The sequence below is a fragment of the Acinetobacter sp. ANC 5414 genome (genome assembly GCF_013004295.1).
Taxonomy (GTDB): domain Bacteria; phylum Pseudomonadota; class Gammaproteobacteria; order Pseudomonadales; family Moraxellaceae; genus Acinetobacter.
This window is the reverse complement of sequence record NZ_JABERM010000003.1, coordinates 113450-137470: the sequence shown is the minus strand read 5'-3', so window position 1 is coordinate 137470 and position 24021 is coordinate 113450. Positions and strand designations below refer to the sequence as shown.

24 protein-coding genes and 2 pseudogenes are annotated in these 24021 nt (G+C 38.1%); 13 read left to right on the top strand and 13 right to left on the bottom strand.

Features of this window, described 5'->3' with window-relative positions:
- Positions 1–171 precede the first annotated feature (171 nt).
- The 4 genes and pseudogenes from rutF to HLH18_RS03445 all read left to right on the top strand — a co-directional run bounded on the left by rutF (position 172) and on the right by HLH18_RS03445 (position 3613).
- Positions 172–681 carry an NADH-dependent FMN reductase RutF gene (rutF, locus tag HLH18_RS03460; RefSeq protein ID WP_502699804.1) on the top strand — a complete coding sequence of 170 codons (510 nt, stop codon included), beginning with the start codon at positions 172–174 and terminating at the stop codon, positions 679–681.
- Between the two features lie 34 nt (positions 682–715).
- On the top strand, positions 716–2071 hold the full coding sequence (gene rutG, locus HLH18_RS03455; RefSeq protein WP_131289404.1) for a pyrimidine utilization transport protein G: 1356 nt from the start codon (positions 716–718) through the stop codon (positions 2069–2071).
- Between the two features lie 9 nt (positions 2072–2080).
- Positions 2081–2956: pseudogene (locus tag HLH18_RS03450) on the top strand (NAD(P)-dependent oxidoreductase).
- 243 nt (positions 2957–3199) lie between these two features.
- The gene (locus HLH18_RS03445) at positions 3200–3613 is read left to right on the top strand and encodes a TM2 domain-containing protein (protein ID WP_131289402.1); all 414 of its coding nucleotides are present in this window, start codon (positions 3200–3202) and stop codon (positions 3611–3613) included.
- A 44-nt stretch (positions 3614–3657) separates the two neighbouring features.
- On the opposite strand, the gene HLH18_RS03440 is transcribed toward HLH18_RS03445, so the two are convergent.
- From HLH18_RS03440 to HLH18_RS16195, 4 genes are all read right to left on the bottom strand, one after another.
- Positions 3658–4263 carry a DUF805 domain-containing protein gene (locus HLH18_RS03440; protein ID WP_131289401.1) on the bottom strand — a complete coding sequence of 202 codons (606 nt, stop codon included), beginning with the start codon at positions 4261–4263 and terminating at the stop codon, positions 3658–3660.
- A 191-nt stretch (positions 4264–4454) separates the two neighbouring features.
- Positions 4455–5738 carry a ribonucleotide-diphosphate reductase subunit beta gene (locus HLH18_RS03435; protein WP_131289399.1) on the bottom strand — a complete coding sequence of 428 codons (1284 nt, stop codon included), beginning with the start codon at positions 5736–5738 and terminating at the stop codon, positions 4455–4457.
- 137 nt (positions 5739–5875) lie between these two features.
- The gene (locus HLH18_RS16200; protein WP_284729605.1) at positions 5876–6007 is read right to left on the bottom strand and encodes a hypothetical protein; all 132 of its coding nucleotides are present in this window, start codon (positions 6005–6007) and stop codon (positions 5876–5878) included.
- A 64-nt stretch (positions 6008–6071) separates the two neighbouring features.
- Complete coding sequence (locus HLH18_RS16195; protein WP_284702734.1) at positions 6072–6197, bottom strand: hypothetical protein; 126 nt, start codon at positions 6195–6197, stop codon at positions 6072–6074.
- Between the two features lie 857 nt (positions 6198–7054).
- On the opposite strand from HLH18_RS16195, the gene HLH18_RS03430 reads away from it, so the two are divergent.
- The gene (locus tag HLH18_RS03430; RefSeq protein WP_171545788.1) at positions 7055–7750 is read left to right on the top strand and encodes a KAP family P-loop NTPase fold protein; all 696 of its coding nucleotides are present in this window, start codon (positions 7055–7057) and stop codon (positions 7748–7750) included.
- On the opposite strand, the pseudogene HLH18_RS03425 reads toward HLH18_RS03430, so the two are convergent.
- The 3 genes and pseudogenes from HLH18_RS03425 to HLH18_RS03415 all read right to left on the bottom strand — a co-directional run.
- Positions 7711–7932, bottom strand: a pseudogene (locus HLH18_RS03425) (FeoB small GTPase domain-containing protein); the annotation flags it as partial. The gene HLH18_RS03430 and the pseudogene HLH18_RS03425 overlap by 40 nt on opposite strands.
- Positions 7922–8182 (bottom strand): FeoA family protein, encoded by a 261-nt coding sequence (locus HLH18_RS03420; protein ID WP_004665962.1) that lies wholly within the window; start codon positions 8180–8182, stop codon positions 7922–7924. The pseudogene HLH18_RS03425 and the gene HLH18_RS03420, both read right to left, overlap by 11 nt.
- Positions 8183–8193: 11 nt before the next feature.
- A complete protein-coding gene (locus HLH18_RS03415; RefSeq protein ID WP_171545787.1) occupies positions 8194–9474 on the bottom strand; it encodes a cation efflux transmembrane domain-containing protein in 1281 nt (426 codons plus the stop codon).
- Positions 9475–9564: 90 nt separating this feature from the next.
- Between HLH18_RS03415 and cadR the strand changes: the two genes are divergently transcribed.
- From cadR to HLH18_RS03380, 7 genes are all read left to right on the top strand, one after another.
- A complete protein-coding gene (gene cadR, locus HLH18_RS03410) occupies positions 9565–9957 on the top strand; it encodes a Cd(II)/Pb(II)-responsive transcriptional regulator (protein ID WP_004992253.1) in 393 nt (130 codons plus the stop codon).
- 142 nt (positions 9958–10099) lie between these two features.
- The gene (locus HLH18_RS03405) at positions 10100–10510 is read left to right on the top strand and encodes a hypothetical protein (RefSeq protein ID WP_159516819.1); all 411 of its coding nucleotides are present in this window, start codon (positions 10100–10102) and stop codon (positions 10508–10510) included.
- 49 nt (positions 10511–10559) lie between these two features.
- On the top strand, positions 10560–11927 hold the full coding sequence (locus tag HLH18_RS03400; protein WP_171545786.1) for a TolC family protein: 1368 nt from the start codon (positions 10560–10562) through the stop codon (positions 11925–11927).
- 1 nt (position 11928) lies between these two features.
- A complete protein-coding gene (locus HLH18_RS03395; protein ID WP_016165561.1) occupies positions 11929–13164 on the top strand; it encodes an efflux RND transporter periplasmic adaptor subunit in 1236 nt (411 codons plus the stop codon).
- Entirely contained in the window at positions 13154–16312 is a 3159-nt protein-coding gene (locus tag HLH18_RS03390) for an efflux RND transporter permease subunit (RefSeq protein WP_171545785.1), read from the top strand. Before HLH18_RS03395 ends, HLH18_RS03390 begins: the two co-directional genes overlap by 11 nt.
- Before the next feature lie 85 nt (positions 16313–16397).
- Positions 16398–17297: a cation diffusion facilitator family transporter gene (locus HLH18_RS03385; RefSeq protein ID WP_016165559.1), complete on the top strand. Its 900-nt coding sequence runs from the start codon at positions 16398–16400 to the stop codon at positions 17295–17297.
- A gap of 203 nt (positions 17298–17500) precedes the next feature.
- A complete protein-coding gene (locus HLH18_RS03380) occupies positions 17501–17701 on the top strand; it encodes a hypothetical protein (RefSeq protein ID WP_004665980.1) in 201 nt (66 codons plus the stop codon).
- A gap of 211 nt (positions 17702–17912) precedes the next feature.
- On the opposite strand, the gene HLH18_RS15825 is transcribed toward HLH18_RS03380, so the two are convergent.
- The 3 genes from HLH18_RS15825 to HLH18_RS03370 form a co-directional block, all read right to left on the bottom strand.
- Positions 17913–18383 (bottom strand): transposase family protein, encoded by a 471-nt coding sequence (locus HLH18_RS15825; RefSeq protein WP_214647252.1) that lies wholly within the window; start codon positions 18381–18383, stop codon positions 17913–17915.
- Positions 18331–18741, bottom strand: coding sequence for a transposase family protein (locus HLH18_RS15820; RefSeq protein ID WP_214647251.1), 411 nt, complete (start codon positions 18739–18741; stop codon positions 18331–18333). The genes HLH18_RS15825 and HLH18_RS15820 overlap by 53 nt, the downstream gene beginning before the upstream one ends.
- 520 nt (positions 18742–19261) lie before the next feature.
- A complete protein-coding gene (locus HLH18_RS03370; RefSeq protein WP_171545783.1) occupies positions 19262–19468 on the bottom strand; it encodes a helix-turn-helix domain-containing protein in 207 nt (68 codons plus the stop codon).
- 95 nt (positions 19469–19563) lie between these two features.
- Between HLH18_RS03370 and HLH18_RS03365 the strand changes: the two genes are divergently transcribed.
- Positions 19564–20079 carry a hypothetical protein gene (locus tag HLH18_RS03365; protein ID WP_171545782.1) on the top strand — a complete coding sequence of 172 codons (516 nt, stop codon included), beginning with the start codon at positions 19564–19566 and terminating at the stop codon, positions 20077–20079.
- A 34-nt stretch (positions 20080–20113) separates the two neighbouring features.
- Here the strand turns inward: HLH18_RS03365 and HLH18_RS03360 are convergent, their stop codons facing one another.
- The 3 genes from HLH18_RS03360 to HLH18_RS03350 are packed head-to-tail and all read right to left on the bottom strand — an operon-like array spanning position 20114 to position 24020.
- Positions 20114–20530, bottom strand: a complete 417-nt coding sequence (locus tag HLH18_RS03360; RefSeq protein ID WP_171545781.1) for a hypothetical protein — start codon at positions 20528–20530, stop codon at positions 20114–20116.
- Between the two features lie 41 nt (positions 20531–20571).
- The gene (locus HLH18_RS03355) at positions 20572–22620 is read right to left on the bottom strand and encodes a hypothetical protein (RefSeq protein WP_171545780.1); all 2049 of its coding nucleotides are present in this window, start codon (positions 22618–22620) and stop codon (positions 20572–20574) included.
- A complete protein-coding gene (locus tag HLH18_RS03350) occupies positions 22620–24020 on the bottom strand; it encodes a tyrosine-type recombinase/integrase (protein ID WP_171545779.1) in 1401 nt (466 codons plus the stop codon). The genes HLH18_RS03355 and HLH18_RS03350 overlap by 1 nt, the downstream gene beginning before the upstream one ends.
- Between the last annotated feature and the right edge of the window lies 1 nt (position 24021).

Below are 24021 nucleotides of genomic sequence, written 5' to 3'. Positions count from 1 at the left end.
GAAGAAAATTTTCAAGAAAAACAGATCTAACCATATATCAATAAAGGACAAAACTGAAATTCAGTTTGAACGATCAAGAGTCGAATTTCAGTGATGGAGGTGGTGATGAACAGCAAAATCATGACAGTTCAATCTGCAAAAGATTTACTACAGCATGCACAAAATTTCCAAATGACTGCTAATGAAGCACATACAGAAATTGCCCCGTCTACTTTTAGACAAGGGATGTCCAATTTAGGTGCAGCCGTCAATGTGATTACCACAGATGGTGCAGCGGGTCAGGCAGGTTTTACCGCTTCCGCTGTATGTAGTGTTACCGATTCACCGCCAACCTTGCTGGTGTGTTTAAACCGTTCGGCATCGGTATTTGAAACCTTTAAATGTAACCAGGTACTATGTGTAAATACTCTTGCTGCACATCACACTGAATTATCAAATGTTTTTGGTGGGAAAACGCCAATGTCGGAACGATTCTTGCGTGGAAAATGGTCAACACTGATCACACAAGCACCCGTTTTAGATGATGCATTGGTGTCGTTTGATTGTGAAATAGTGCAAATCATGTCGGTCGGCAGTCACGATATACTGATTTGTCAGGTCAAAGCCATGAGACAAAATGAAGCTAAGAATGCATTGATGTATTTCAACCGTGCTTATTGTGAGCCGAAACCCATGAACTAATCCAATATTCCTAATTTAGGGGGAGGGGAAACCCATGCAAAAAAAAGAATCGTGGTTTCCGAAATTTAAGCCTTACCAAGGCAATTTAGATACAACACCAGTCCAAATGGATGAATATTTACCTGCGGGGAAAAGTATAGTTTTAGGCTTGCAACATGCTTTTGCCATGTTTGGGGCGACGGTGCTTGCACCTTTGTTGATGGGTTTCGATCCGAACTTAACCATTTTAATTACCGGGATTGGGACCATTTTATTTTTCCTGATTACCGGCGGCCGCATGCCGAGTTATCTGGGATCGAGCTTTGCTTTTATTGGTGCAGTTGCTGCAGCAACCGGTTATGCCGGTGCAGGGTCTAACCCCAATATTGCCTTGGCGCTAGGCGGAACCATTGTTTGTGGTCTGATTTATGCGGGTATTGGTTTGATTGTCATGAAAACCGGTACCAGCTGGATTGAAAAGCTGATGCCACCGATTGTTACGGGTGCCATTGTGATGATTATCGGGTTGAATCTTGCACCCGTGACCATTAAAAGTGTGTCTGCAAGTTCATTCGATACGTGGATGGCGGTCGTTACCATTATCTGTATTAGCGTAGTGGCCGTGTTTACCCGTGGAATGGTGCGCCGTTTATTGCTTTTACTCGGTATTGTTGCTGCCTATTTTTTTTATTTCCTGATGACCAATGTCATGGGTTTGGGTACACCCATTAATTTTAGCGTCATTTCTGAAGCAGCCTGGATTGGTTTACCGACTTTGCATAGCCCTGTTTTTAATGCTAATGCCATTTTATTGATTGCACCGGTTGCGCTGATTTTGGTGGCAGAAAACTTGGGTCACTTTAAGGCAGTTTCGGGCATGACTGGCAAAAATCTTGATCCATATATGGGGCGTGCATTCTTTGCAGATGGGATATGTACTTCAATGTCTGCATCGGTCGGTGGTACAGGGATGACCACTTATGCTGAAAATATTGGCGTAATGGCAGTCACTAAAGTCTATTCAACTACGGTGTTTGTAATTGCCGGAGTATTTGCGATTTTACTCGGTCTTTCACCAAAATTTGGTGCCGTGATCAGTACCATTCCAGTGGCTTTATTGGGCGGTGCATCGATCATGGTGTTTGGTTTAATCACTGTAGCCGGTGCAAAAATCTGGATTGATAACAAAGTCGATTTCACTAAAAACAGCACTTTAATTATTGCTGCTGTCAGCCTGATTATGGGTGCAGGTAACTTCAGTTTAAAAATTGGGATCTTCGATTTAGGCGGTATTGGAACCGCAACTCTAGCGGCGATTGTGCTGAACCTATTTTTGAATCGTGGTGAAGAAAAAACCAGTTCCAGCAGTGAAAATACAGAAACCTCGGCTACCCCTGTAGCTAATCCATAGGAGTTCATTTTGAGTCAGACAATTGCATTTATTGGACTCGGGACAATGGGATGGCATATGGCCTCCCATCTTCCTAAACTTGGACATGAAGTTTGGGTCTGGAACAGAACTCAGTCTAAAGCAGATCATCATTCGATTAGCTTTAAAACGCAATCTGTCGATGATATAGAAAAGGCCGTACAAGCAGATTATATATTTTCATGTTTACCGACCAGTGCGGATGTAGAGCAATTGATTGCAACACATCCACCCAAGTCAGGCAGTATCTGGATTGATTGCACCAGTGGTGTTCCACAATCCGCACAACAGTTAAATCAAGCCTTAAAAAAAATAGGGGTTGAATATCTGGATGCACCGGTTTCAGGTCAAACCATCGGCGCTGAAAAAGGTACTTTAACCGTAATGATTGGTGGCGATGCAGATGCTTTTGATAAAGCCAAACCGATCATTGCTGCATTTTCAGGTCTCATTGAATATGTCGGCGAAAGTGGTTCTGGCTTTGCGGTGAAAGCGATTAATAATACCTTGATGGCCACCCATTTGTGAGCTTTGGCAGAAGGTCTAACGGTATTGAAATCTAAGGGTGTGGATTTATCGGCGGCTTTGAGCTGTATTAATCATTCTAGTGGTAAAAGCAGCATGTCTGAAAATATTATGGCGCAGCGGGTACTCAGTCGAAGTTTTGATAAAACCTTTGCGCTAGATCTATTGCAAAAAGATATTGGTATTGCAGTCGATTTGATTCAGGAGGAATCGTTGAATCTTCCAAGTATGCATTTGATTCAGGAGCAATTTGCTTTAATTGAAAAAGAATCCGCGCGTCAACTGGATTTTTCTGCTGCTGTACAGGGTTTGGAAAAAATCAATCAAATCGAGTTGCGATAAATATATAGCGCCTCAGATTAAATTATTCATTAAAAACCCGGATTGAAAAGTCCGGGTTTTTGTTTGAAGTGCTTTTATAATGAAGTTGTTTAGTTGGACTATCTTATAAAATAGTTCAGGAGCGTTTATAAGTACTGGCATATTGAGTCTTGTTCGAATCCATTGGATTGTTGATATTTGTTTTAAAATTAAATAATTAAACCTATAATTTAAAAGCGAATATAAATAAAACTAAGGGTATTTATGAAAGGGCAGATATTGGATTTTTCCATTCAGAGCAATTCGGGAGTGATCAGTGGTGATGATCAAAACCGTTATCAGTTTTCTGGAGCGAGTTGGCGTGGGCAAGTTCCACCTGCACGGGGGCAGAAAGTTGATTTTACCGTCGATGGAACAGGTCAGGCCAATGATATTTATATCCTCAGTTCAGCTTTAGTATTTCCAACTCAAGTGGGCGATAAAAACAGGATTATTGCAGCAATCTTGGCTTTTTTCCTCGGCGGCTTCGGTATTCATAAATTTTATTTGGGGCAAATCGGCTGGGGAATTGTTTATCTGATTTTCTGCTGGACCTTTATTCCTGCTTTGGTCGCTTTCATCGAGTTCATTATTTATTTGTGTACATCGGATGAGGATTTTGCTCGTAAGTATGGTTGATTAAAGAAATAAAAAAAGGGCATAAGCCCTTTTTTTTGTCTGCTTTATTTAGCAGGTTGTCCCCATTGGTTGTTTTCTCGCTTGGTGTCTGAAGCCCACCAGATAATCAGTGGGATAATTCCAATAATAGTCAGAATAAGAAGTTGCCACCAACCTGATCGATTTGTGTCATGTAAACGACGAGCACCTGCTGCTAAAGTCGGTATTAATAATGCGAGGTTAAGAACACCGTTAAATAATGGTTCAGTATCGAGTACGGCATCTATAATTTGAGTAATAACACCTAAAATAATGCATGCTAAATAAAAGAACCAGAATTCTTTACGGCGTGCACGTCCCTCAAATACGACATAGTTTTTTAGGCATTTTACAAACCAATCAATCATGTTGAATTGTTCTTCAGCTTTATTCTGATCAGAAAGTTTGTCTAATTGATTGGAAATATTTTGCACTGGATTGCTGTGACCTAATGCTGTAAAGATTTGAATGGCACTGCCAGCATTATCGACATCAAAATCCACCCGATCGCCACGAGCAGGTGGACGTTGTCCACGCCATTCTGCGCCGGTAAAATTGTAGCGGTTTTGGTCATCGCCACTGATAATGCCTGTGTTGGTCTGGATTGAAAAATCCAAAATACTTCCTTTCATTTTAGCCTCTGTGATTTTATGGGTATTAAGTTGTAAATTTAGTGTTGTTATTCACTTTCATAATAGCAGAACAGTTTGAAATTTAAACTAATTATTTATTCTTAAGTTGCTGTATTTCTATTGTTTTTTATATGAATTTTATCTTCTGATAAAAAATCCCGCTACATGAGCGGGATTTTTACATCTTTAAATTACCAGCTTAACGCGCCACCAGTTTGGTAGTCTGTTACGCGAGTTTCAAAGAAGTTTTTCTCTTTACGCAAGTCCATCATTTCTGACATCCACTGGAATGGGTTGTTCACACCAGCGAATTGTTCAGGCAAGCCAAGTTGCGCTAAACGACGGTTTGCAATGAACTTCAAGTATTCTTCCATCATTGCAGCATTCATGCCGAGTACACCGCGTGGCATCGTGTCACGTGCGTATTCAATTTCAAGCATCGTACCTTCAAGAATCATTTGAATGATTTCTTCTTGGAATTCAGCTGTCCAAAGACCCGGGTTTTCATTCTTGATTTGGTTAATCATGTCGATACCAAAGTTCAAGTGCATAGATTCATCACGCAGGATGTACTGGAATTGCTCAGCAACACCATTCATCTTGTTACGGCGACCCATAGACAGGATTTGGCTGAAACCACAGTAGAAGAAGATGCCTTCAAGTACACAGTAGAACGCGATCAAGTTGCGAAGCAAGATTTGGTCGTTTTCAGGTGTACCCGTTTTGAAAGTAGGATCACTTAAAGATTGGGTATATTTCAAGCCCCAAGCCGCTTTACGCGCTACTGACGGTACTTCACGGTACATGTTGAAGACTTCGCCTTCATCCATACCCAAAGATTCGATACAGTATTGGTAAGCATGTGTATGAATTGCTTCTTCAAATGCTTGACGCAAAATGTACTGACGGCATTCAGGGTTGGTAATATGACGGTAAATCGCCAATACCAAATTGTTTGCAACCAATGAATCGGCAGTCGAGAAGAAACCAAGTGAACGCATAACAATAGTTCGCTCATCTTCGGTTAAGCCGTTTTCAGACTTCCAAAGTGCGATGTCATGGTTCATGTTCACTTCTTGCGGCATCCAGTGGTTGGCACAACCGTCTAGATATTTTTGCCAAGCCCATTCGTATTTGAATGGAACAAGCTGGTTCAAGTCAGCACGACAGTTGATCATGGCTTTATCGTCAACTTGTACGCGCTGTGCGCCCATTTCAAGCTCTTCCAAGCCTGGCGCAACATCAAGTGTTTCTAAGGCAGCAGATGCTCTTGCCAATGAATCGGCTGAATGTTTTGTTCGACCTTGACTGGTTCTAGCGGGTTGTGCAGCACCCAAATCCGGCGCTGATGGTTGTGCATCAGATACCACTTGTGTATGAGTCGCTTTTTGCGGCTCGACGGGCGCAGACTTGTGTTCAGGTGCAGCCGGTTTCTGTGAATCATCTTCGAAATCGTCCCAACTTAGGATAGACATATCAATTCTCTCTTCGATGCTTATATCTGTTATCTGACATCTCACAAACGAAGATGTCTACTATACGCTTAAATTGTGTAAGCAAAATTAAGTTTTGCCGATCACTGTTCTAATCTTGTTCGATAGGACAGATATCCTCACGACTTATTTTGCTTGCTCGCTTTATGTGCCTTGAGCCAGAAATAGCCAATCGGGACATAAAAAGTCAGAACAAAGGAAACGACCAGTGCAACAAGTCCTAACATGTAGTTGTGAGTCATATGGAGCATGGTCTTTTCCTATAATTATTTAAAATGTAAATCCTAGCCGAAACTAAGATTTACATTCACAAAATCATTTTTTAGATGATTTTGTAGGTTTAACGGTTTCAGTCACTGTCGTTTTAGGATGCTTTTGTGCATACTTTTCAGTAACAAAGCGACCAGTACCAGCATCACGGGAAACTTTTTTAGTAGCCATAGAGTTATCTCCATATCAAATCAAAATGACTCATACTGGCTCGAGAAAGAATTCAGTGCTACAATTCATCTCGCATTTGCTAATGCCAGCCTCGTCGTGACCATTTTGGTATCACTTCGAGATTGAAAAGCCCTTTAGTTAGTTTTGACGGACGCTATAGGGCTTTTTTATTGCCTAAATTTTGGAATCCCCCTAAATCCCCATTTTGCAAAGGGGGACTTGCATCCCGCCATTTGCTTCGAGGAATCCCCCTCCTTTTAGGAGGGGTTAGGGGAGGTCATGCAAGCTTACTGACATTCTATTGATGTTTAAAATGTATACATTGAAAAAAATCCTTTATTTACATTTAGATAATTGATTATCTGAAACAAAAATAGTGAAAAAATGTATACATTTTTCATGCCAATAAGTAAAGACACTATCTTTAAGTAAGAAGAATCTTTTACTAACAAGTTTCAGTATCTTTTTTGGACCAACATAGTGGATCCATTACATGCATTATATAGATCACATCATATGGTGTATAGGGTCTTGAAAAAAACTATATATTGTGGTTGGTCGATGAATTACACTTTGAGAAAACAATTAAATAACTTGGGCAATGTAGATTTTTAAACAACTTTCATATAGTAAGAAAGACACGGTGCTCAAATTGTGTCATCTCAAATAATGTATATGAATTGAAAAAACAATAAAAAATGAAAATATTGTAAAAATAACGATGGAAGAAATAGTCATAAATTATTGTGTTCAAAAATTCTCTTTTAGTGAGAGATGAAAATTCTCATAATAAATGTTGGAAAATACAAGAAAACACATAGTATTGAGAAAATTATAATTTTTGGAGGGGATCGAGTATGTGGAGCGATAATGAAACAACACGAGATTATTTAAATTTTGGAGTAGTCGCTAAAACAGTAGCAGAAATTGTCGACCAATCTCAGTCAAGACCTATATCAATTGGAGTCTCTGGGGCATGGGGGGTTGGCAAATCTTCCATGATAAAATTAATCCAAAATGAATTGATCGCAAAGAAATCAGGTATTACTCAAACCCCTTCTAAGTATATTTTTGTTGAGTTTAATGCTTGGTTATATCAAGGATATGACGATGCTAGAGCAGCATTAATTGATGTTGTTGCTGCAAAGATTGCAGAAGAAGCTGCTGAGAGGGAAGGCTTAACAGATAAAGTAAGTGAACTTTTTGAAAGGGTAAAGTGGTTTCGATTGATGGCTATGACTGCTGTGACAGCGGCCTCTGTTTATACAGGAATACCCCTAAATGGATTTGTTGGAAAAGCTTATAAGTTTTTCACTGATACAGATGATGAATCAAAACCAGAAGCTCTTAATCCAGAAGAAATACAGGAAGAAAGTAAAAAATATATTAAACCGCAAAAAGATAAATCTCCTCCAAAACAGATTCAAGCTTTAAGAGATTCTTTTGCAGAAATTTTATCTGCAATGGGAGTAACCTTAGTTGTACTCATTGATGATCTAGACCGTTGTTTACCAGAAACAACCATCTCTAAACTACTAGGTTTTAAACTGTAAGTTCCGGGTAAGTCCAATACTCGTATTGCATCACCAGAAGGTAATTTAAAAGAACCTTCTTTTCTTTCTACGGTAACCCCAGCATAGTTGGCAACTTTTTGTCGCGTACCAGTAAGCGTATTAAATAAAGAGGTTTTTCCGCAATTTGGATTACCGACTAATGCAATGTTCTTAATCTTCATTGGATACTAACTCTACAAAAATTCTTTCAGCTTCATTCTTTCTTAATGCGAATCTTGAAGTTTCAATTTGAACTAAAACAGGATCTCCGCCAAAAACACCTTTAGCGAGTACTTGTAGAGTTTCACCCTCTCTAAAACCTAATAGTTGGAGCCGTTCCAATACGGGATCAGTGGTATGACTGTATTGATTACCTTTTTTGAGATCTCTAATTTTGACGATCTGATTTTGTTTAACTTGAAATAGATTCATTTTCGATACTCTTACTTCAAAGCCAAAATCTTTCGAGCACCATTAAGCACGAATAAAGAAACCAGGATGCCAATGATTAAGTCTGGGTAAGCTGATCCCGTCCACGCCACGAGTACACCGGCAAATATAACGCCCATATTTACGACAACGTCATTCGCCGAGAAAATCCAACTGGCTTTCATATGTGCGCCATCTTCTCGATGACCAGAAATAAGATATAAGCATGTCACGTTAGCTATAAGTGCGAGCAGGCCAATAACAATCATGAGCGTTGATTCTGGCTCGCTTCCAAACATGAATCGTCTAATGACATCAATAATCACGATGACAGCAAGTAATAACTGAATCCAACCTGCGAAATGGGCTGCTTTCACTTGATATTTCGCAGCTTTTCCGACGGCATATAGCGCAATACCATAAACGGCTGCATCGGCAAACATATCTAGAGAATCAGCAATCAATCCTGTAGACGCAGCAATAATTCCGCTGATGAATTCTATAAAGAAAAGTAGAGCATTAATGCCTAATAACAGTTTAAGTACTTTAGCTTGTCTCACAGGATCAGGTTCATTAGGTATATCGCCTGAAGAAAGCTGTGTTTCATCAAGTTTCGCCCCAAAACCCAGTCCTTCAAGTTTGGCCGTAATTTGCTGACTCCCTTCATTATGGAAGACTTTCAGTTTTCGATTGGGAAGATCAAAAGTAAGACCTTTAACTGCTTCAATATCTGCAAGAGCCATACGGACCATTTGCTCTTCAGCAGAGCAATCCATTTTAGGAATGGTATAGGTACTTGTTTGCTTAGCCTGTTGATTGCTTATATAAGTTTCAGTCTTCACAAGCTTTGCACCAAAACCCAAAGCTTCAAGTTTGGTAGTTATATTTTCATCTTTTTGATTATGTAGAACCTTTAAAGACCGGTTAGGTAAATCAAAGATGAGTTTTTGAACACCATCAATTGAAGATAGCGCCATACGAACCATCTGTTCTTCCGCAGAACAATCCATTTTGGGAACTAAGTATTCACTCATGTAGTGCGAATCTTTTAAAACGTCTTCAGTGCTTAAATTTTCTTTGGGATCAGAACCACAACAGGATTGAGCGGTATCTTCACAACTGTTTGAAGTGTTACAGCAAGGAGATGAAGATTTTTCTTCTTCCTCTTCACCACAACAGCTAAGCGTATTATTACAATTCTTTGAATTGTTTGCTTCTGCAATTGATGGATGATTTTCTTGTTGAGATTTCTTATCTTTGCATGGTGTTTCTTTACTACATCCACAACCACTCATAATTATACCCATTAAAAAAATTTATAAACTTTGAATATTAGAATCCCTATAGTTACTATAGAGTCAAGATTTTTTGGAAATACCAACTCAATGCATTTAAAAATTGGTGAACTCTCTAAAAAAACCTCATGTTCAGTATTAACAATTAGGTTTTATGAAAAGGAAGGTTTAATTCCGGAACCGGAAAGAACGGAAGGAAATTACCGCCTTTACGATGTAGGCTATGTTGAGCGAATTAAGTTTATTTTAAATTGCCGAACTTTAAATATGAGTTTGAATGAAATTCGTCAATTACTCACCTATAAAGATAATCCCAAGAAAAATTGTTCAGATGTGAATGAATTAATTGACTTACATGTCAGTGCTATCAGGGAAAATATAATCAAGCAACAAAAGCTTATTGAACAATTATCTGATTTAAGAGGTACTTGTGATGGTTTATGTACAATTGACCAATGTGGAGTTCTAAAAAATCTAGCTTGATTATCTAGACCTATGCTTTTTTCAAAAACTCTGTATATCTTTACTTAAGGCTGCAAAAAGTTTAAGGTTACTCAAATTCTGTGATCAGATCTTTGATAGATCTGGACAGCTTCTTATTGGTGTTTTAAATACAGATTTGTGTATGAAGAGAAAAACATTTCTAATCCAGATATTGGTACTCTTATTCACATTCCAGAATATTTGGAGTGTGGCAGAGGCTGCTTGTCTGCATGAAATGCCAAACATACCCAATTCAATACTCTCTAATCCAATCGATTTAGACGAAAAGAGTGATAGTCCTAGTCAAGCACTTTATTCCCTAGAAAACTATAAAGAAATCTATGACTATTGTCAGAAGGTTTGTTTTAACGAAAAGTGCAGTCATTTCTCAAATACAATCGTGATTCAGATTGACCCACCCGATGATCTGAAGCTTAAAGCTAATTTTGAGACCGGCATTACCCCAACTTATTTGGGAATAACTTTTTATAAATCCCCTTATCTGAATCAATTAACCCCGCCTCCCGATTTGCCCCTACTATTGGTGGGGTAGTCTTATAAAAGCCCACCACTCCTAATTTCATTATGCGTGGGGCATTTTCATGTCAAAAAACAAATTACATCAGGATACCTCCATCCTGAATTTATCCTGGTCAGCCTTAGGTAGCGGTATCTTGCTATCTGCAATGATCAGCTTCAGTACTTCCGTAGTCGCCAGTACTCAAGATTTAACGCTGCAGCAAGCTATTGAGCAGGTTAACCAATATCAAGCGTCCCAAAATTTCTGGGAAACGCAAAATAGTATTAATGCCACGAATCTTCAGCAAAGTAAGCTGTTTAAAAATCCTGAATTGTCAGTTGAACAAACGGGCTTTGGTTCAAATAATGAAAAAGAGCTTGCCATCGGTATATCACAACCTTTGGATATTTTTGGTGAGCGAAGAGCAAACCAAAAATTAGCCAGTCTCTCAATAGATAAAACAGCGCTGAAACAGAAGATTTATCAAGCACAAATTGAGCTTGCAGTGAAATATGTATGGTCGCAACTGGCCATTGCCGAACTTGAAAAAAACATTGTCAATGAACAACTTCGGGTGAGCCAAGAAAACCTTCAAGCAATCGAAAAGCGCTTTAATGCAGGCAGTATTGCCCAAGTAGATGTGAATCGCGCACGTTTAAGTCATGCTGAAAATATCCGTCTTTTTAGACAGGCCGACTTACAGGTACAAGTGGCAACCCAACAATTATCAAATTTATGGGGAACCTCTGATAAGTCATTGAAGGTAAACCTCTCTTCGCAAAAGCTTTGGCCAAAATCGACTCATGGGCAGGTTCAAGAATATTTAGCTGATAACTACATTGAGAAATATCGGGTTTTACAGCTGTTAGAGTCTCAAGCAACGGTTGATCAGCTGAAAGCAAAGTCACGTCCTAATCCCACCTTAAACCTGGGTGTTAACCGCACCCAATCCTTGGAAAACTCCACACAAAATCAACTGGTGGTTGGAGTCAGTGTACCGCTCAATATTTTCGATCGTCAGCAAAATGGCATAAAAATCGCGCAAGAAAAAATGAACTTATTAGAGCGTCAGAAAGACTTTTATCTAAAGCAAAATGCGCTGCAAATAGGCACGATCTTAACCGAGTTGCAGGGTTTAGAGCTTCAATTCAAAGTCGTTGACGAGACTCAAATTCCTTTGGCGACTCAAGTTCAAAGTAAAACTTTACAAGGTTTTCTGGCAGGAAAGTTTGCTTTAACCGATGTTCAGCAAGCCACGCTTCAATTACAAGACATCCGTCTACGTAAAGTCCAGTTGTTACGGGAGGGCTGGCAAAAGGCCATCGAAGCAGAAAGTTTAAGCTTAGGCATTAGCCCAAGTGAAGTCATGTCGAAAGATGCTATTGCACAAATCAATCAAAATTTATGGCAAGACATACAGGCCATGCCTGTCATTGGTGGGGGAAATTAACATGTTCGATCTTAAAAACAGCTTAAAAAAACAGAGCGGAAAAATCTCTCAACCCCTACTGATTAGTTTGGTCATCGGCGCTACCGTACTCCTCAGTATTTTCTTGATCTTAACGGGTAAGAATAAATCTGAAACATCAGATGAACATGCCGAGGAAGAAGGGGGAGAAGAACATGGTGGTGAAACCGAAGAGCATGCAGAAGGTGTGAGCCTGACTGCCAAGCAACTGGTGGAACAGGGCATACAATTATCAGCGGTCGATCAAGGCCCGGTGGTTAAATTAAGTTCTTATCCTGCCAAACTGAATGTGAATACTGACCAGCAAGCGCACGTCTCACCGAGTTTTAGTGGTCATGTAGAAAATGTCTATGTAGAACTCGGTCAAAAAGTTCAGAAAGGACAGCCTTTGGCTGCGTTGCTTGTTCCTGATCTAGTTGATCAGCAGGCCAATCTTAAAATTGAACAAACCAACCTTGAACTGGCGAAACAAGACTATGATCGTGAGCGTCAGCTTTGGTCACAGGGCATTTCAGCAAAACAGGACTATCAACGTGCTTATAACAGCTATAAACGGGCACAAATTCAGGTTCAAGCGGCCCAATCACGTTTAAGTGCATTTGGTGCAGTGAATGCCAGTAACGGACGCTATATTTTGAAAGCTCCCATTTCTGGCGTGATCAGTAAAAAGGATTTGGTTCTCGGGGAAAATGTTCAGTTAGCCGATCAACTCTTTACGATAGACCGGTTAGATCAACTCTGGCTTGAGTTTATTGTTCCAAATTCTGAAATTATGGGCTTAGCCCCGAATCAAAAGATCGAATTTAAATCCTTGCAAACGGAAAAGGTCTATCAGGCTGTTATTCAGACTTTAAATACTGAAGCGGATATTCAAACAGGCCGTCTTCAGGTGCGAGCAAAAGTTGAATCGAATGCAACCGAATTACGTCCAAACTTGATGGTAAACGTACAGTTGCAACAACGCAGTGAAAGTACCGCATTACGGGTACTTAAGTCCGCAGTTCAGAATGTCGATGGAAAAGATGTGGTTTTTGTCGCCACTCAGCATGGACAGAAAGTTGAATTCAGTCCGCAACCGGTGAAATTAGGGCAATCGTCTGGGGATAGCCAGTGGATTGAAGTGGTAAATGGGCTTAATCAGGGACAAAAATATGCCGCTCAAGGCAGTTTCTTACTGAAATCTGAGATGGAAAAAGGAGAGGCTTCACATGAGCACTAAAAGCCCTCACATTCCAGACCACGAATCGGTAAAACCTGAAGGGCTGTTTGATCGGCTGATCCAATTTTCTATCCATAACGCCATTTGGATTATGCTGTTTATTGCAGCCTGGATTGCTATTGGTATTTATAGTTATCAAAAGTTACCGATTGATGCTGTACCGGATATTACCAATACTCAGGTGCAGATTAACACTTCAGCCAATGGCTTTACGGCTTTGGAAATGGAACAGCGGATTACCTATCCAATCGAGAATGCCATGTCAGGCATGCCGAAAATGGAACAAACCCGTTCGATTTCACGCTACGGCTTATCGCAAGTGACCATCATTTTTGAAGATGGCACGGATATTTACTGGGCCAGACAGCTTATCAACCAGCGCTTGCAAGAAGCAATGGGAGAAATGCCTGAAGATGTGCAACCTAACATGTCGCCTATTTCGACAGGTTTAGGTGAAATCTATCAATGGGTGATTAAAGCCGAACCAAATGCTAAAAAGCCGGATGGAACCCCTTATTCGGCGATGGATTTACGTGAAATTCAGGATTGGATTGTAAGACCGCAATTACAGCGCGTAAAAGGCGTTGCGGAGATCAACAGTATCGGTGGCTTTAATAAAACCTATGTGGTTGCCCCTGATCTGAACCGATTGCAACAATTGCAAATTCCTTTGTCTGATTTACAAACTGCCTTAACAGAGAATAATGAAAACCGTGGTGCTGGCTATATTGAGAAAAATGGACAACAGCTAACGGTTCGTGTTCCCGGCACTTTAAACACGATTGAAGATATCCAGAACATCAGTATTGCCAATAAAAACGGCTATCCGATTCGGGTGGCAGATGTCGCCAATGTCTCAATTGGTCATGACTTAAGAACAGGGGCTGCAACCTATAATGGTGAAGAAACGGTATTGGGTATTGCCATGATGATGATGGGAGAAAATAGCCGTACCGTTGCTCAAGCCATTGATGAAAAGGTGCAATCGATCCAGCAATCGCTACCTAAAGGTGTGGTGATTGAGACTGTGTATGACCGTACGCATTTGGTTGATCGGGCGATCAAAACCGTTCAGAAAAATTTGATTGAGGGTGCAATCCTCGTCATTGTTATTTTATTTCTCTTTCTAGGTAATTTCCGTGCTGCGCTGATCACGGCTTGCGTTATTCCACTGTCAATGCTGTTTACCTTGACGGGAATGGCAGAGCAGAAGATTAGTGCAAATCTGATGAGTTTAGGGGCACTGGACTTCGGTATTATTATTGATGGTGCAGTGGTTATTGTAGAAAACTGTATCCGTCGGCTAGCAGAAGCTCAGAAGCTGAAAGGTGGTTTACTTAGCCGTTCTGAAAGATTTAAAGAAGTCTTCTTGGCTGCAAAACAGGCGCGTCGTCCTCTCATCTTTGGACAGTTAATTATTTTGGTGGTTTATCTACCTATCTTTACCCTGACGGGTGTAGAAGCCAAACTTTTCCATCCTATGGCAATGACGGTTGTACTGGCCTTAATTGGGGCCATGATTTTATCTGTCACTTTTGTGCCAGCCGCAGTTGCCCTATTTGTCACTGGAGAAGTCAAGGAAACCGAAAGTCGCTGGATGCATTGGCTTAAAACCAAATATGAACTGCTTTTAGATAAAGCCTATGAGCTTCGTTTATTTGTGACTATTGTGGCTGCCTGTATTTTAGTGCTTACGGGTGTGCTAGCTACTCAAACAGGTAGCGAGTTTGCACCTCAACTGGGTGAAGGTGATTTTGCTGTTCAGCAAATGCGTTCCCCAAGTACAGGGTTAGAACAGTCACTGAGAATGCAGGAAAATACTGAAAAGTTACTGTTGAAAGAATTTCCTGAAATTAAAGCAATCTTTGCCCGTACCGGTACAGCAGAAGTGGCCACAGATGTCATGCCACCCAACATTTCAGATGGCGTGGTACTGTTAAAACCTCATGATGAATGGCCTGATCCAAAACAAACGATTGATGAGCTTCGCCAAAGAATGATTACTTTCTTAGCGACATTGCCGGGAAATAACAGTGAGTTCTCGCAACCCATTGAACTGCGCTTTAACGAGTTAATTTCAGGGGTGCGAAGTGATGTGGGGGTCAAATTATTTGGCGATGATATGGAAATTCTGAATCGTGAAGCGAATAAGATTTCTCAGAAAATTAACTCAATTTCAGGCGCGACAGCCGTTAATGTAGAGCAAACCAGCGGCTTACCCTTGTTGAATGTAGAAGTTGATAAGTCCAGAGCAGCACAATACGGCTTGTCGGTAAGAGCAATTCAGGATCTGGTGGCGACAAGTGTCGGTGGTCAGAATGTTGGAACCATTTTACAGGGAGACAAGCGTTTTGATTTTGTGATTCGTCTAGATGACTCGCAACGTAGTCCTGAACAGTTAGCAGTACTCCCTATTCAATTGCCGAATGGAGGTTTAGTTCAACTGCAAGATGTTGCACGCGTTGAAAATATCCTGGGTATTAATCAGGTCAGCCGTGAAAATGGTAAACGTCGAGTGGTTATTACTGCAAATGTAGAAGGACGTGATTTAGGCTCATTCGTAACAGAGCTTCAGAGCACGTTATCCAAACAGGAATTACCAAGCGGTTATTGGATAGATTATGGCGGTCAATTTCAAAATCTGATGTCTGCAAAAGCGCGTATGCAATTGGTGGTTCCGCTCGCATTGTTGACGATCTTTATTTTATTGATGGCTGTATTCCATAATATCAAAGAAAGCTTACTGGTCTTTAGTGGTGTACCGTTTGCCTTATGTGGAGGCTTAATCGCGTTGTGGTTGCGTGACATTCCATTATCGATGTCAGCAGGGGTTGGCTTCATTGCACTATCGGGGGTGGCTGTACTGAATGGTTTAGTCATGCTTACCTTTATCAAAGAGCTGCGACAACAATATGACCTTTATTATGCAACGTGGCAGGGTGCAATTTTGCGTTTAAGACCTGTGTTAATGACCGCTTGTGTTGCTTCCCTTGGGTTTGTTCCGATGGCTTTGGCAACCGGGACTGGGGCAGAAGTACAGAGACCTTTAGCGACTGTAGTAATTGGAGGAATTATCTCCTCTACCCTGCTTACATTGGTTTTATTGCCTGTACTGTACCGCTGGATGAATGAAAAGAAAGCTTCTTAATCCATTAGATTAAGCAATTTTTAGCAGAGATATTGGGTCTGTCTCAAGTATCTCTGCTAATCATGGATTGAATAAGGAAAATTTTATGTCAGAACATCATGATCATAGCCATGCGGTTGTTACTGAAGGAAATAGTAAGAAATTAATGTTTGCTTTGGGTTTAACGACTACTTTTTTAATAGTAGAAGTTGTCGCTGCTTTTATTACCCAAAGTTTAGCATTACTGTCTGATGCCGCTCACATGTTTACTGATGTAGCCGCATTAGCTATTGCTCTTGCTGCTATCAAAATTGGTAAAAAAGCCGCAGATGATAAAAGAACTTTTGGCTATCAGCGATTCGAAATTTTAGCGGCTCTGTTTAATGCAGTGATGCTTTTTGTGGTGGCGATATATATTGTCTATGAAGCTTACCAACGTTTTACGAATCCTGCTGAAATTCAAAGTATTGGAATGATGATTGTCGCAGTCATTGGTTTGGTCATAAATTTGATTTCAATGAAAATCCTTTCTGCGAGTGCTGAAGGAAGTCTAAATGTGAAAGGCGCATATTTAGAAGTTCTTAGTGATGCACTGGGATCGATAGGCGTGATTATCGGAGGAGTGGTCATTTATTTTACCCAGTGGATGTGGGTAGATACCTTAATCGCTGTGTTAATTGGCTTCTGGGTCTTACCTCGAACTTGGGTTTTATTAAAACAAAGTATCCATATTTTGCTTGAAGGGGTTCCTGATGAGATTGATATTGAGTCGTTAAGAAATGATTTATTGATGCTAGAGGGTGTTGAAGGGATTCATCAGTTGAAAGTCTGGGCTATATCTTCAAAAAACATTCATTTAACTGCTCATTTAGTTGCTCCTAATAGCGATCCAGATCAGCTCTATCAAAAGGCCTTAGACGTTCTAAAACATAATCATAGTATTACTGAAATTACGTTACAAATAGAAAGTACGGAATGTAATACATTGGAACAGCATAAACATTAAAGTGCTGCTCTTTCTACATAATGGACAGATGACTAGGCTGATAAACCTTACCATTTTCCTGTATTACACTTCTATTTATCACACGCACTTTAAACACCATCCTGAGACATTTTAAAATTACAAGAATGTAATTTATGAGTCCTCTGGGTGTTAATTCTTTAAAGTTAGAATATCTAACAAGTATTAAATGAGAGTAAATAAACATGCTATTCAAAAATAAATTTTGTACTAAATTACTGTTAATTAGTGCATTCTTTAGTATCGCAAGTTTTAGTTATGCAGATGGCGGATTGTTATTTCTTGAAAAAAATTTAAAAGCTTCTAAAGTTGAAAATTCTAAACAAAAACAAGTTAAAAATAATGAATCAAATGAATCAAATGAATCAAATGAATCAAATGAATAGTTGGGTTGCATAAATAAATCAATTAGACTTATTCATTCAGCAATATAATTCCTGAATGAATAAGTTTATAACTAAAACCTATCACACCATTAGTTGAACTACATATAATCATAATATTAAAAATAAAGTATTTTTTTTAATCCCATTTCAATGGGTCATCTTTATATATCTCAATTTATGTTGTAAACATACAATAGACTTCTTTCATAAATCATTTTTTACTCAGCTCCAAGTTATAAATTCCAGCAATTAGATTGAATCTCAAACCGAGTCTTTTCGCTCTATTGCGATAACGTTCCGCAAGGATCTTGAAAGTTTTTAGACTGCCAAATACATGCTCAATTGCTATTCTTCTTTTATTGATTTCCTGATTATAGATTTTTAGTTCAGGATCCAATTTACAGTGTCTTTTGGCTTTTAAGGGCAACAGGCTATTGGGATACAAAGTATAAATCCCTTGATAACCTTTATCCGCAAGAACAAAGGCTCCTAAAGGAATCTGGTTTAAATTGCGTTTGAACAACTCGAAATCATGCACTGCACCGCGACTGCTACATAAACTCAGAATTTGCTGAGTCTTGTAGTGAATCATGGCCTGTACTTTAAAGGTATGGATCTTTTTCTTGCCGCTATAGCTTTTCTTCTGTTTTTTTAGGCCTTTGGATTGGAATTTCTGTGGCATCCACGATCACAACATTCCAGTCGATGCCTTCGCCCTCGGGTAAATCTTTGGGTAAATTAAACAGATTGGACCGAATCAGGCAGTCTTCAACGTGACGGACAATTCTTGAGGCTGTGGGCTCTGAAACCCCGTAACTCGTCGCAACGTGAAATAAGGTTCGGTATTCCCGCCAATAGCTCAGACAGAGCAGAACCTGATCCTCCAGGCTTAACTTGGGCGGTCTGCCTTTGGCAGGGACATGCATTTTCAATTGCTCAACCATTAAATAGAAGGTTGACCATGATATGCCGGTGTATCGCTTGAACTGAGGATCAGAAAGCTTGTTTGAATCGATGTATTTCATCCGCAGATTATGCACGAATGCTAAGAAATCCGGAGTGCAAATATTAACCAAAAAGAAGATCATTTTTTGATTTATGAAAGAGGTCTAATGTAATTTCTAAATAAAAATATCCAATTTTTTTAAATCACTTCAGGATATAAAGCTTTAGCTATGCCAAAGCCAATTAAACCTGCTATGGCTAAATATAGGGCTTTCATGTACCACATGCCCCAAAGTACAGTTATTTTAATTGCTGAAAACTCATGTACTGGCTGACCTAAAAAATTGGTTGTTTGGTTAAATGACTTTTCAGATGCTTCAAGAGCATAATAATTTAATGCGGGGAACTCCCTTTTTTATTGATGATTCTTTAATTCTTTCAAAAAACCAGAGAGTGGTTTTTAGTACCAATAAATATTATTGAAGAAATAATTAACCATTTGAAATAAGGAACAATTTCAGATGTGATATACAATTCTAGTTTAGGAAAATTGGTTTCAAAATAAAAATCTTGAATAGTACTTCCAACTGCGGTACTGATGAAAAATGTTAAAATTTAGGGCAATAATTCCTTGATATCTATTTCTAATGCAGTCGAGATTTCATACAGTTTTTCAACGGTAAGATTTACTTCACCACGTTCAATTCGACCGATATAACTGCGATCTATATTGCATAATAGGGCTAATTTCTCTTGTGAGATAGCCTTCATTTTTCGAAAAAATTTGATATTTTTTCCAATTTTGATAGCTAGTTCCGACATAACTTATAATAGGTATAAAAATCAGAACTATTGCTAATTGATGACTATAATGCCACGGACTATAATCCTCTTTTTAATTATTAAAGGCTTTTCTAATGTCGGAATTGAACATACCCTTATCCGAATATTTTCTAGACATTATAAGAAATTACGAAATTTATGATTGGGAAGCAAAACAATTTTGGTTAATTATTAGGCAATTTAACTCAGCAAATTTGAAAGCTTTACGAGAGGATATGTATGCAGCAATTAAAATTTTATCTAAAAAAGGTTACTTAGTTGCAAAGAAATCACCATTTAATAAAAATGCATATTTATATAGTGAAAGTCAAAAAATAAAAGAACTCAGAGATTGGTTAATAAAGGGGGAAGTAAAGAATCCATTAATTATTAAAAGAAATTCTATAATTAAAGAGTTAGAAATATTTAAAAGAGAAATAGAGTTTGTTGATCAATTAATGGTGTCTTATCCAGAATTTGATGATCAAATAAAGAGATATAGAAAAAAAGTAAATTATGAAATCGAAAATTGTGAAATTAAAATCAGAGTAATAGATAATATAATAAAAGGGGATTACCGAGCTGATCTTGCATATAATTTTCCTATTTAAATTCATAAAGAAAAGTCAGTTAGATACCTGGCTATCAGTAGTAATTTTTAGTTGAATATGTTGGTATAGGCCTATTCAGCTCATCTTCTGTAATTCCTTTATTAGCAGCATTTGTAGCCCAAACAACAAGCTTTTCGTTCAGCATATTGTTATCGTTTTCTAACCTTTGTATGGTATTTTCTAATTTCTCAATTTTTTCTAAAGCTACTTGTAGCCCTTGATGACCGAAATTATCTTTATCATCCCTGTCAGGGTTTTCACTCCATCTTCTTTTATCCCAACTAGCTTTGAACCTCGAATGTCTAAGTAAAGCAGCTTTTGTGTACTTATGACCTAGGTCTACTTCAAGCATAGCTAAAAAGCGAGGCCAAGTTAGTTTCCCTGTCCATCCATCAAGTAACTTTAAAGCAATATCAATTCTTTCTTTAGTTAAACGAGGTGCAGTAGCCATACGATATTTTGATCCTAGATGAAGATTTTAAAATTTGGATTTTAATTTTGCTCGAACTTTCTTACAGCAAATGCTAAACCAACTTTAGTTTGATGATAGTCGGATGAGTCTGCTAGGGTGAACATAGTATTATTTGGTATACTATCATCCTCCAAAAAAGCTTTAATTTTCTGCCAACGTTCTAGTTTAGGCTCATTGACTTCAATCCATCTTTTTGCACCCGTATGTCCATCTTGTTCAGCTTCTTTTGCATCAAGTAATGCTTTTTCTAGCAGTTGTACTTGATAAGATGCCTCTATTCTATGTTTTTCATTACCTTTCATAACGGAAAATTCACCGCAATTTCCACAGTCTTTATCTTTAGGGCAAGGGGTGAGGGAATAGTCATGCCGACAAATACCATATTGAGTTATATGAATTGACCCTAATTCTATTTTGAGGGCTTCCTCATAATGAATAGCGTTTATTTTAGCTATAGCTTGTACTTTTTTTTCTAGACTACCTGTTTGCTTAATCGCCTCAACCTGATTTTCAAGTTCTGTAAAAGCTTCAATAATTGATTCTTGTGATAAATGATTGTAAACATCATTTTGCTTAACACTTTTTCTTCCTGACCAAAATGCAATCAGCTCCTGAGAGAGTGCTTTTGCTTGTGCTAGAGTATTAAGCAAGTGTCTAAATTGATGTGAAGTAACACACATTGGTTTTTTATTCTGAAACTTCTTGTTATTTCTACTGAAAATTGTATTACCGTCGGGATTGCTTCCCAATTGCTTATTAATCCTATCAATATCCATGGGTTCAGGTACATACAGGAGTGAATCAGCAGTAGGATTTAAGATGTTCTTGGGAAAAATAAATAATGAATCATGCCAATATTGCTCTGATCTGCCATCGAATATCGGGAATGTTTGAGGTAGTTTGCCAATTATAAAGTGTTCTAATTCTTCAAAATTATAAAGAGCTACCCAATGACTTTTTTCCAACATTCTACTTTTATCAGTTGTTCTTCCAATTGGTTTAGAGAAGCCATATCTAAAAGCATGGCATCCTTTAATAGAATTTTCCTTTCCCAGGATTTGAGCAACTTCCCATAAAGTAATTGGCTGATTTCTTAAATGTTCAAGATGAGGGGGGAGGTACAAGGTATTTGGATTGTTTTTATACCATTGAGCAGCATCACGAGCAGGTTTACCAATTTCAATTAAGTAATTCACAGCATCAGTAGCTAATTCCTCATATTCTTGAGTTACAGCAAATTTAGTTAATGGGGCACCACCTTTTAATGGACGCCATTTTATGCCCATAATTTCTACATCTCCTTGAGGGGCTTTTGTGATGCAATCTATAGGTAGAGATAATATTTCCGAGCCTCTACTTGGTGCAAACATTGCTAATGCAACAAAGCAAGTGACTAATTTATCTGGGATATGGCTACTTAAATGATGTATGTCAGCGAGTGCTAAAATTTCTTCCAAGTGTGGTATTTTCGATTTACTACCTTCTATATGATCGTTCTGTGTGCGATCATTTCTAATTGGTGCTGTATACATAATGGTTGTAGACCAATTATAGATTTTTTTATTTATTTGCTTTTTTATAATAATATTGTTGATGATAGACTCTAAATTTTTTGCAATATTCCATGGATCTTTGTATTTAGAATGTAGATAGGATTCGGCTAGGTTTAAAATATCGATATTTATTTCACTAACACATATTGGTGTCTTTTGGTCTATTAGGGCAAATTCTAAGGCCTGCATAGTATAAATAATCCGTTTGTATTCGGATAATTTTTTTTCGCGCATAATTTCGCAGAATACTGCTTTAGTAAAATCTAGCAGTGGTTCTGATATAGGAATACTAATTTTAGTTTTAGATGTAGAATTTTCAGTTACAGAGCGAAAATAAACTTTCTTTGATTTGGTATTACTAATTTTGCTTTTTAGAAAATTTGTGATATCCCAAATATTATCATCCCAGTTATTATTGGGGAATATAAAGTTGGTTTTATTAAATGAAATGAAGGCCTCTAAATTTTTTTGAGCTTCTAAGTTCTGAGCTAGGCTGAAATCAATAATAGTTGTCATTAGTTTTTCTCTGAATCTATAAGAGTAATAATATCTTTAACGGCTTTGATGGCCTGTAAATTGATTTCTTTAATTCTCAAAGTTTGTTCTTTTGCTTGGTCATCAATCAGGTAATCTAAAAGTTTGTCCCAAGGTGCATCTATTAATGGCTCAAAATAGGGGCATGTTAAACAAGCGATAGGAGCATTTTGATAGCATTTGGCTTGTGTACCACATGAACCAATTGTTTTACCGGCTAATCGGAAAAAATCAGCAATAGCTGAGTCCTGAAATTTTGCATCATTTAGAGATGGGATTAATTTGCCTTTAAATGCGTTTGCAAAAAAACTCATTTCTTCATTTAGGGCATCTTGTATTGGTTTTTGTAGTTCAGGCATTGAGGCGCGATAGTAGCGAATACAGCTTAAAGATCGATGGGTGAGTAATCTTGCTACCTCTTGATCTGAAGCGCCACTTGCTAAAGCTCTTGTTGCAAGCGTGTATCTGAATCTATAAGCATTTACGGGGATTTTTCCTTCTAACCTTGAAGAATAAGTGTTTAGATCTTCAAAAATCTGTTGTGCCTTTCCACTAATTTTAAGTGGATTTAATTCAAAGAATTTTGATGATCCATCAGTGCTAGAGTATTCCTCTACATATTTGATTATGCAGTCTGCTAAAATTGTTGGTGCTTTTCTTAAAAAATAACCTTGCTCGATTATTCCTTCTCCTTTAGCCAAAGGCATTTTAATCATTACGTCTTTATCAATAATTTGTATATTTTCATATCGCAAGCGTGATAATTGGACAGGTCGTGCTCCAGTTGCGATTAAAAACCAAGCAAGTGTATAGTCAAATAAGCTTATAGAGTTGTTACTGAAAGCAAGATTTAAATTTGAATGAATACTTTCTAGCTCTTGTAAAGTAAAAGCTCCTTTTTCTGGGTCATTTGCTATTAGCTTAAAATAAGCAGGGTTGCGCTCTTCCCACTTTTCTACATTTTGTAAAAAATCAATCAACTCTTTTGAAACCAAATCCTTGAAATATATGCTTAGCTTTCTTAATAATGGAGTTAGAAATGGCTGATAGCTAGTATTCACATTGTTTAAAGAGTCTAAGCTTTCAATTCCCAAAATTGTTTCTAAAGAAACCTTAGATTCAAACCATTTTTTTAAAGCTCTTGTAGTTGTAGCAGTATATGTAATGGAATGAACTGAAAGCATATCTATAACTAAATTAGATAATGCTGTATGTAATGGATTGTTATTATTGAAAATGTTTAAATGAAGTATAAATGAAAGATCATCATGATTATCAATTTTAAAATTTTGATAAAGAGGAATAGTTACTCGTCTTCCATCTAGCAAAACTACAGTTCGTTCTGTAATTGGATTTTCTTTTTCAATGAGATTGTTTTGCATA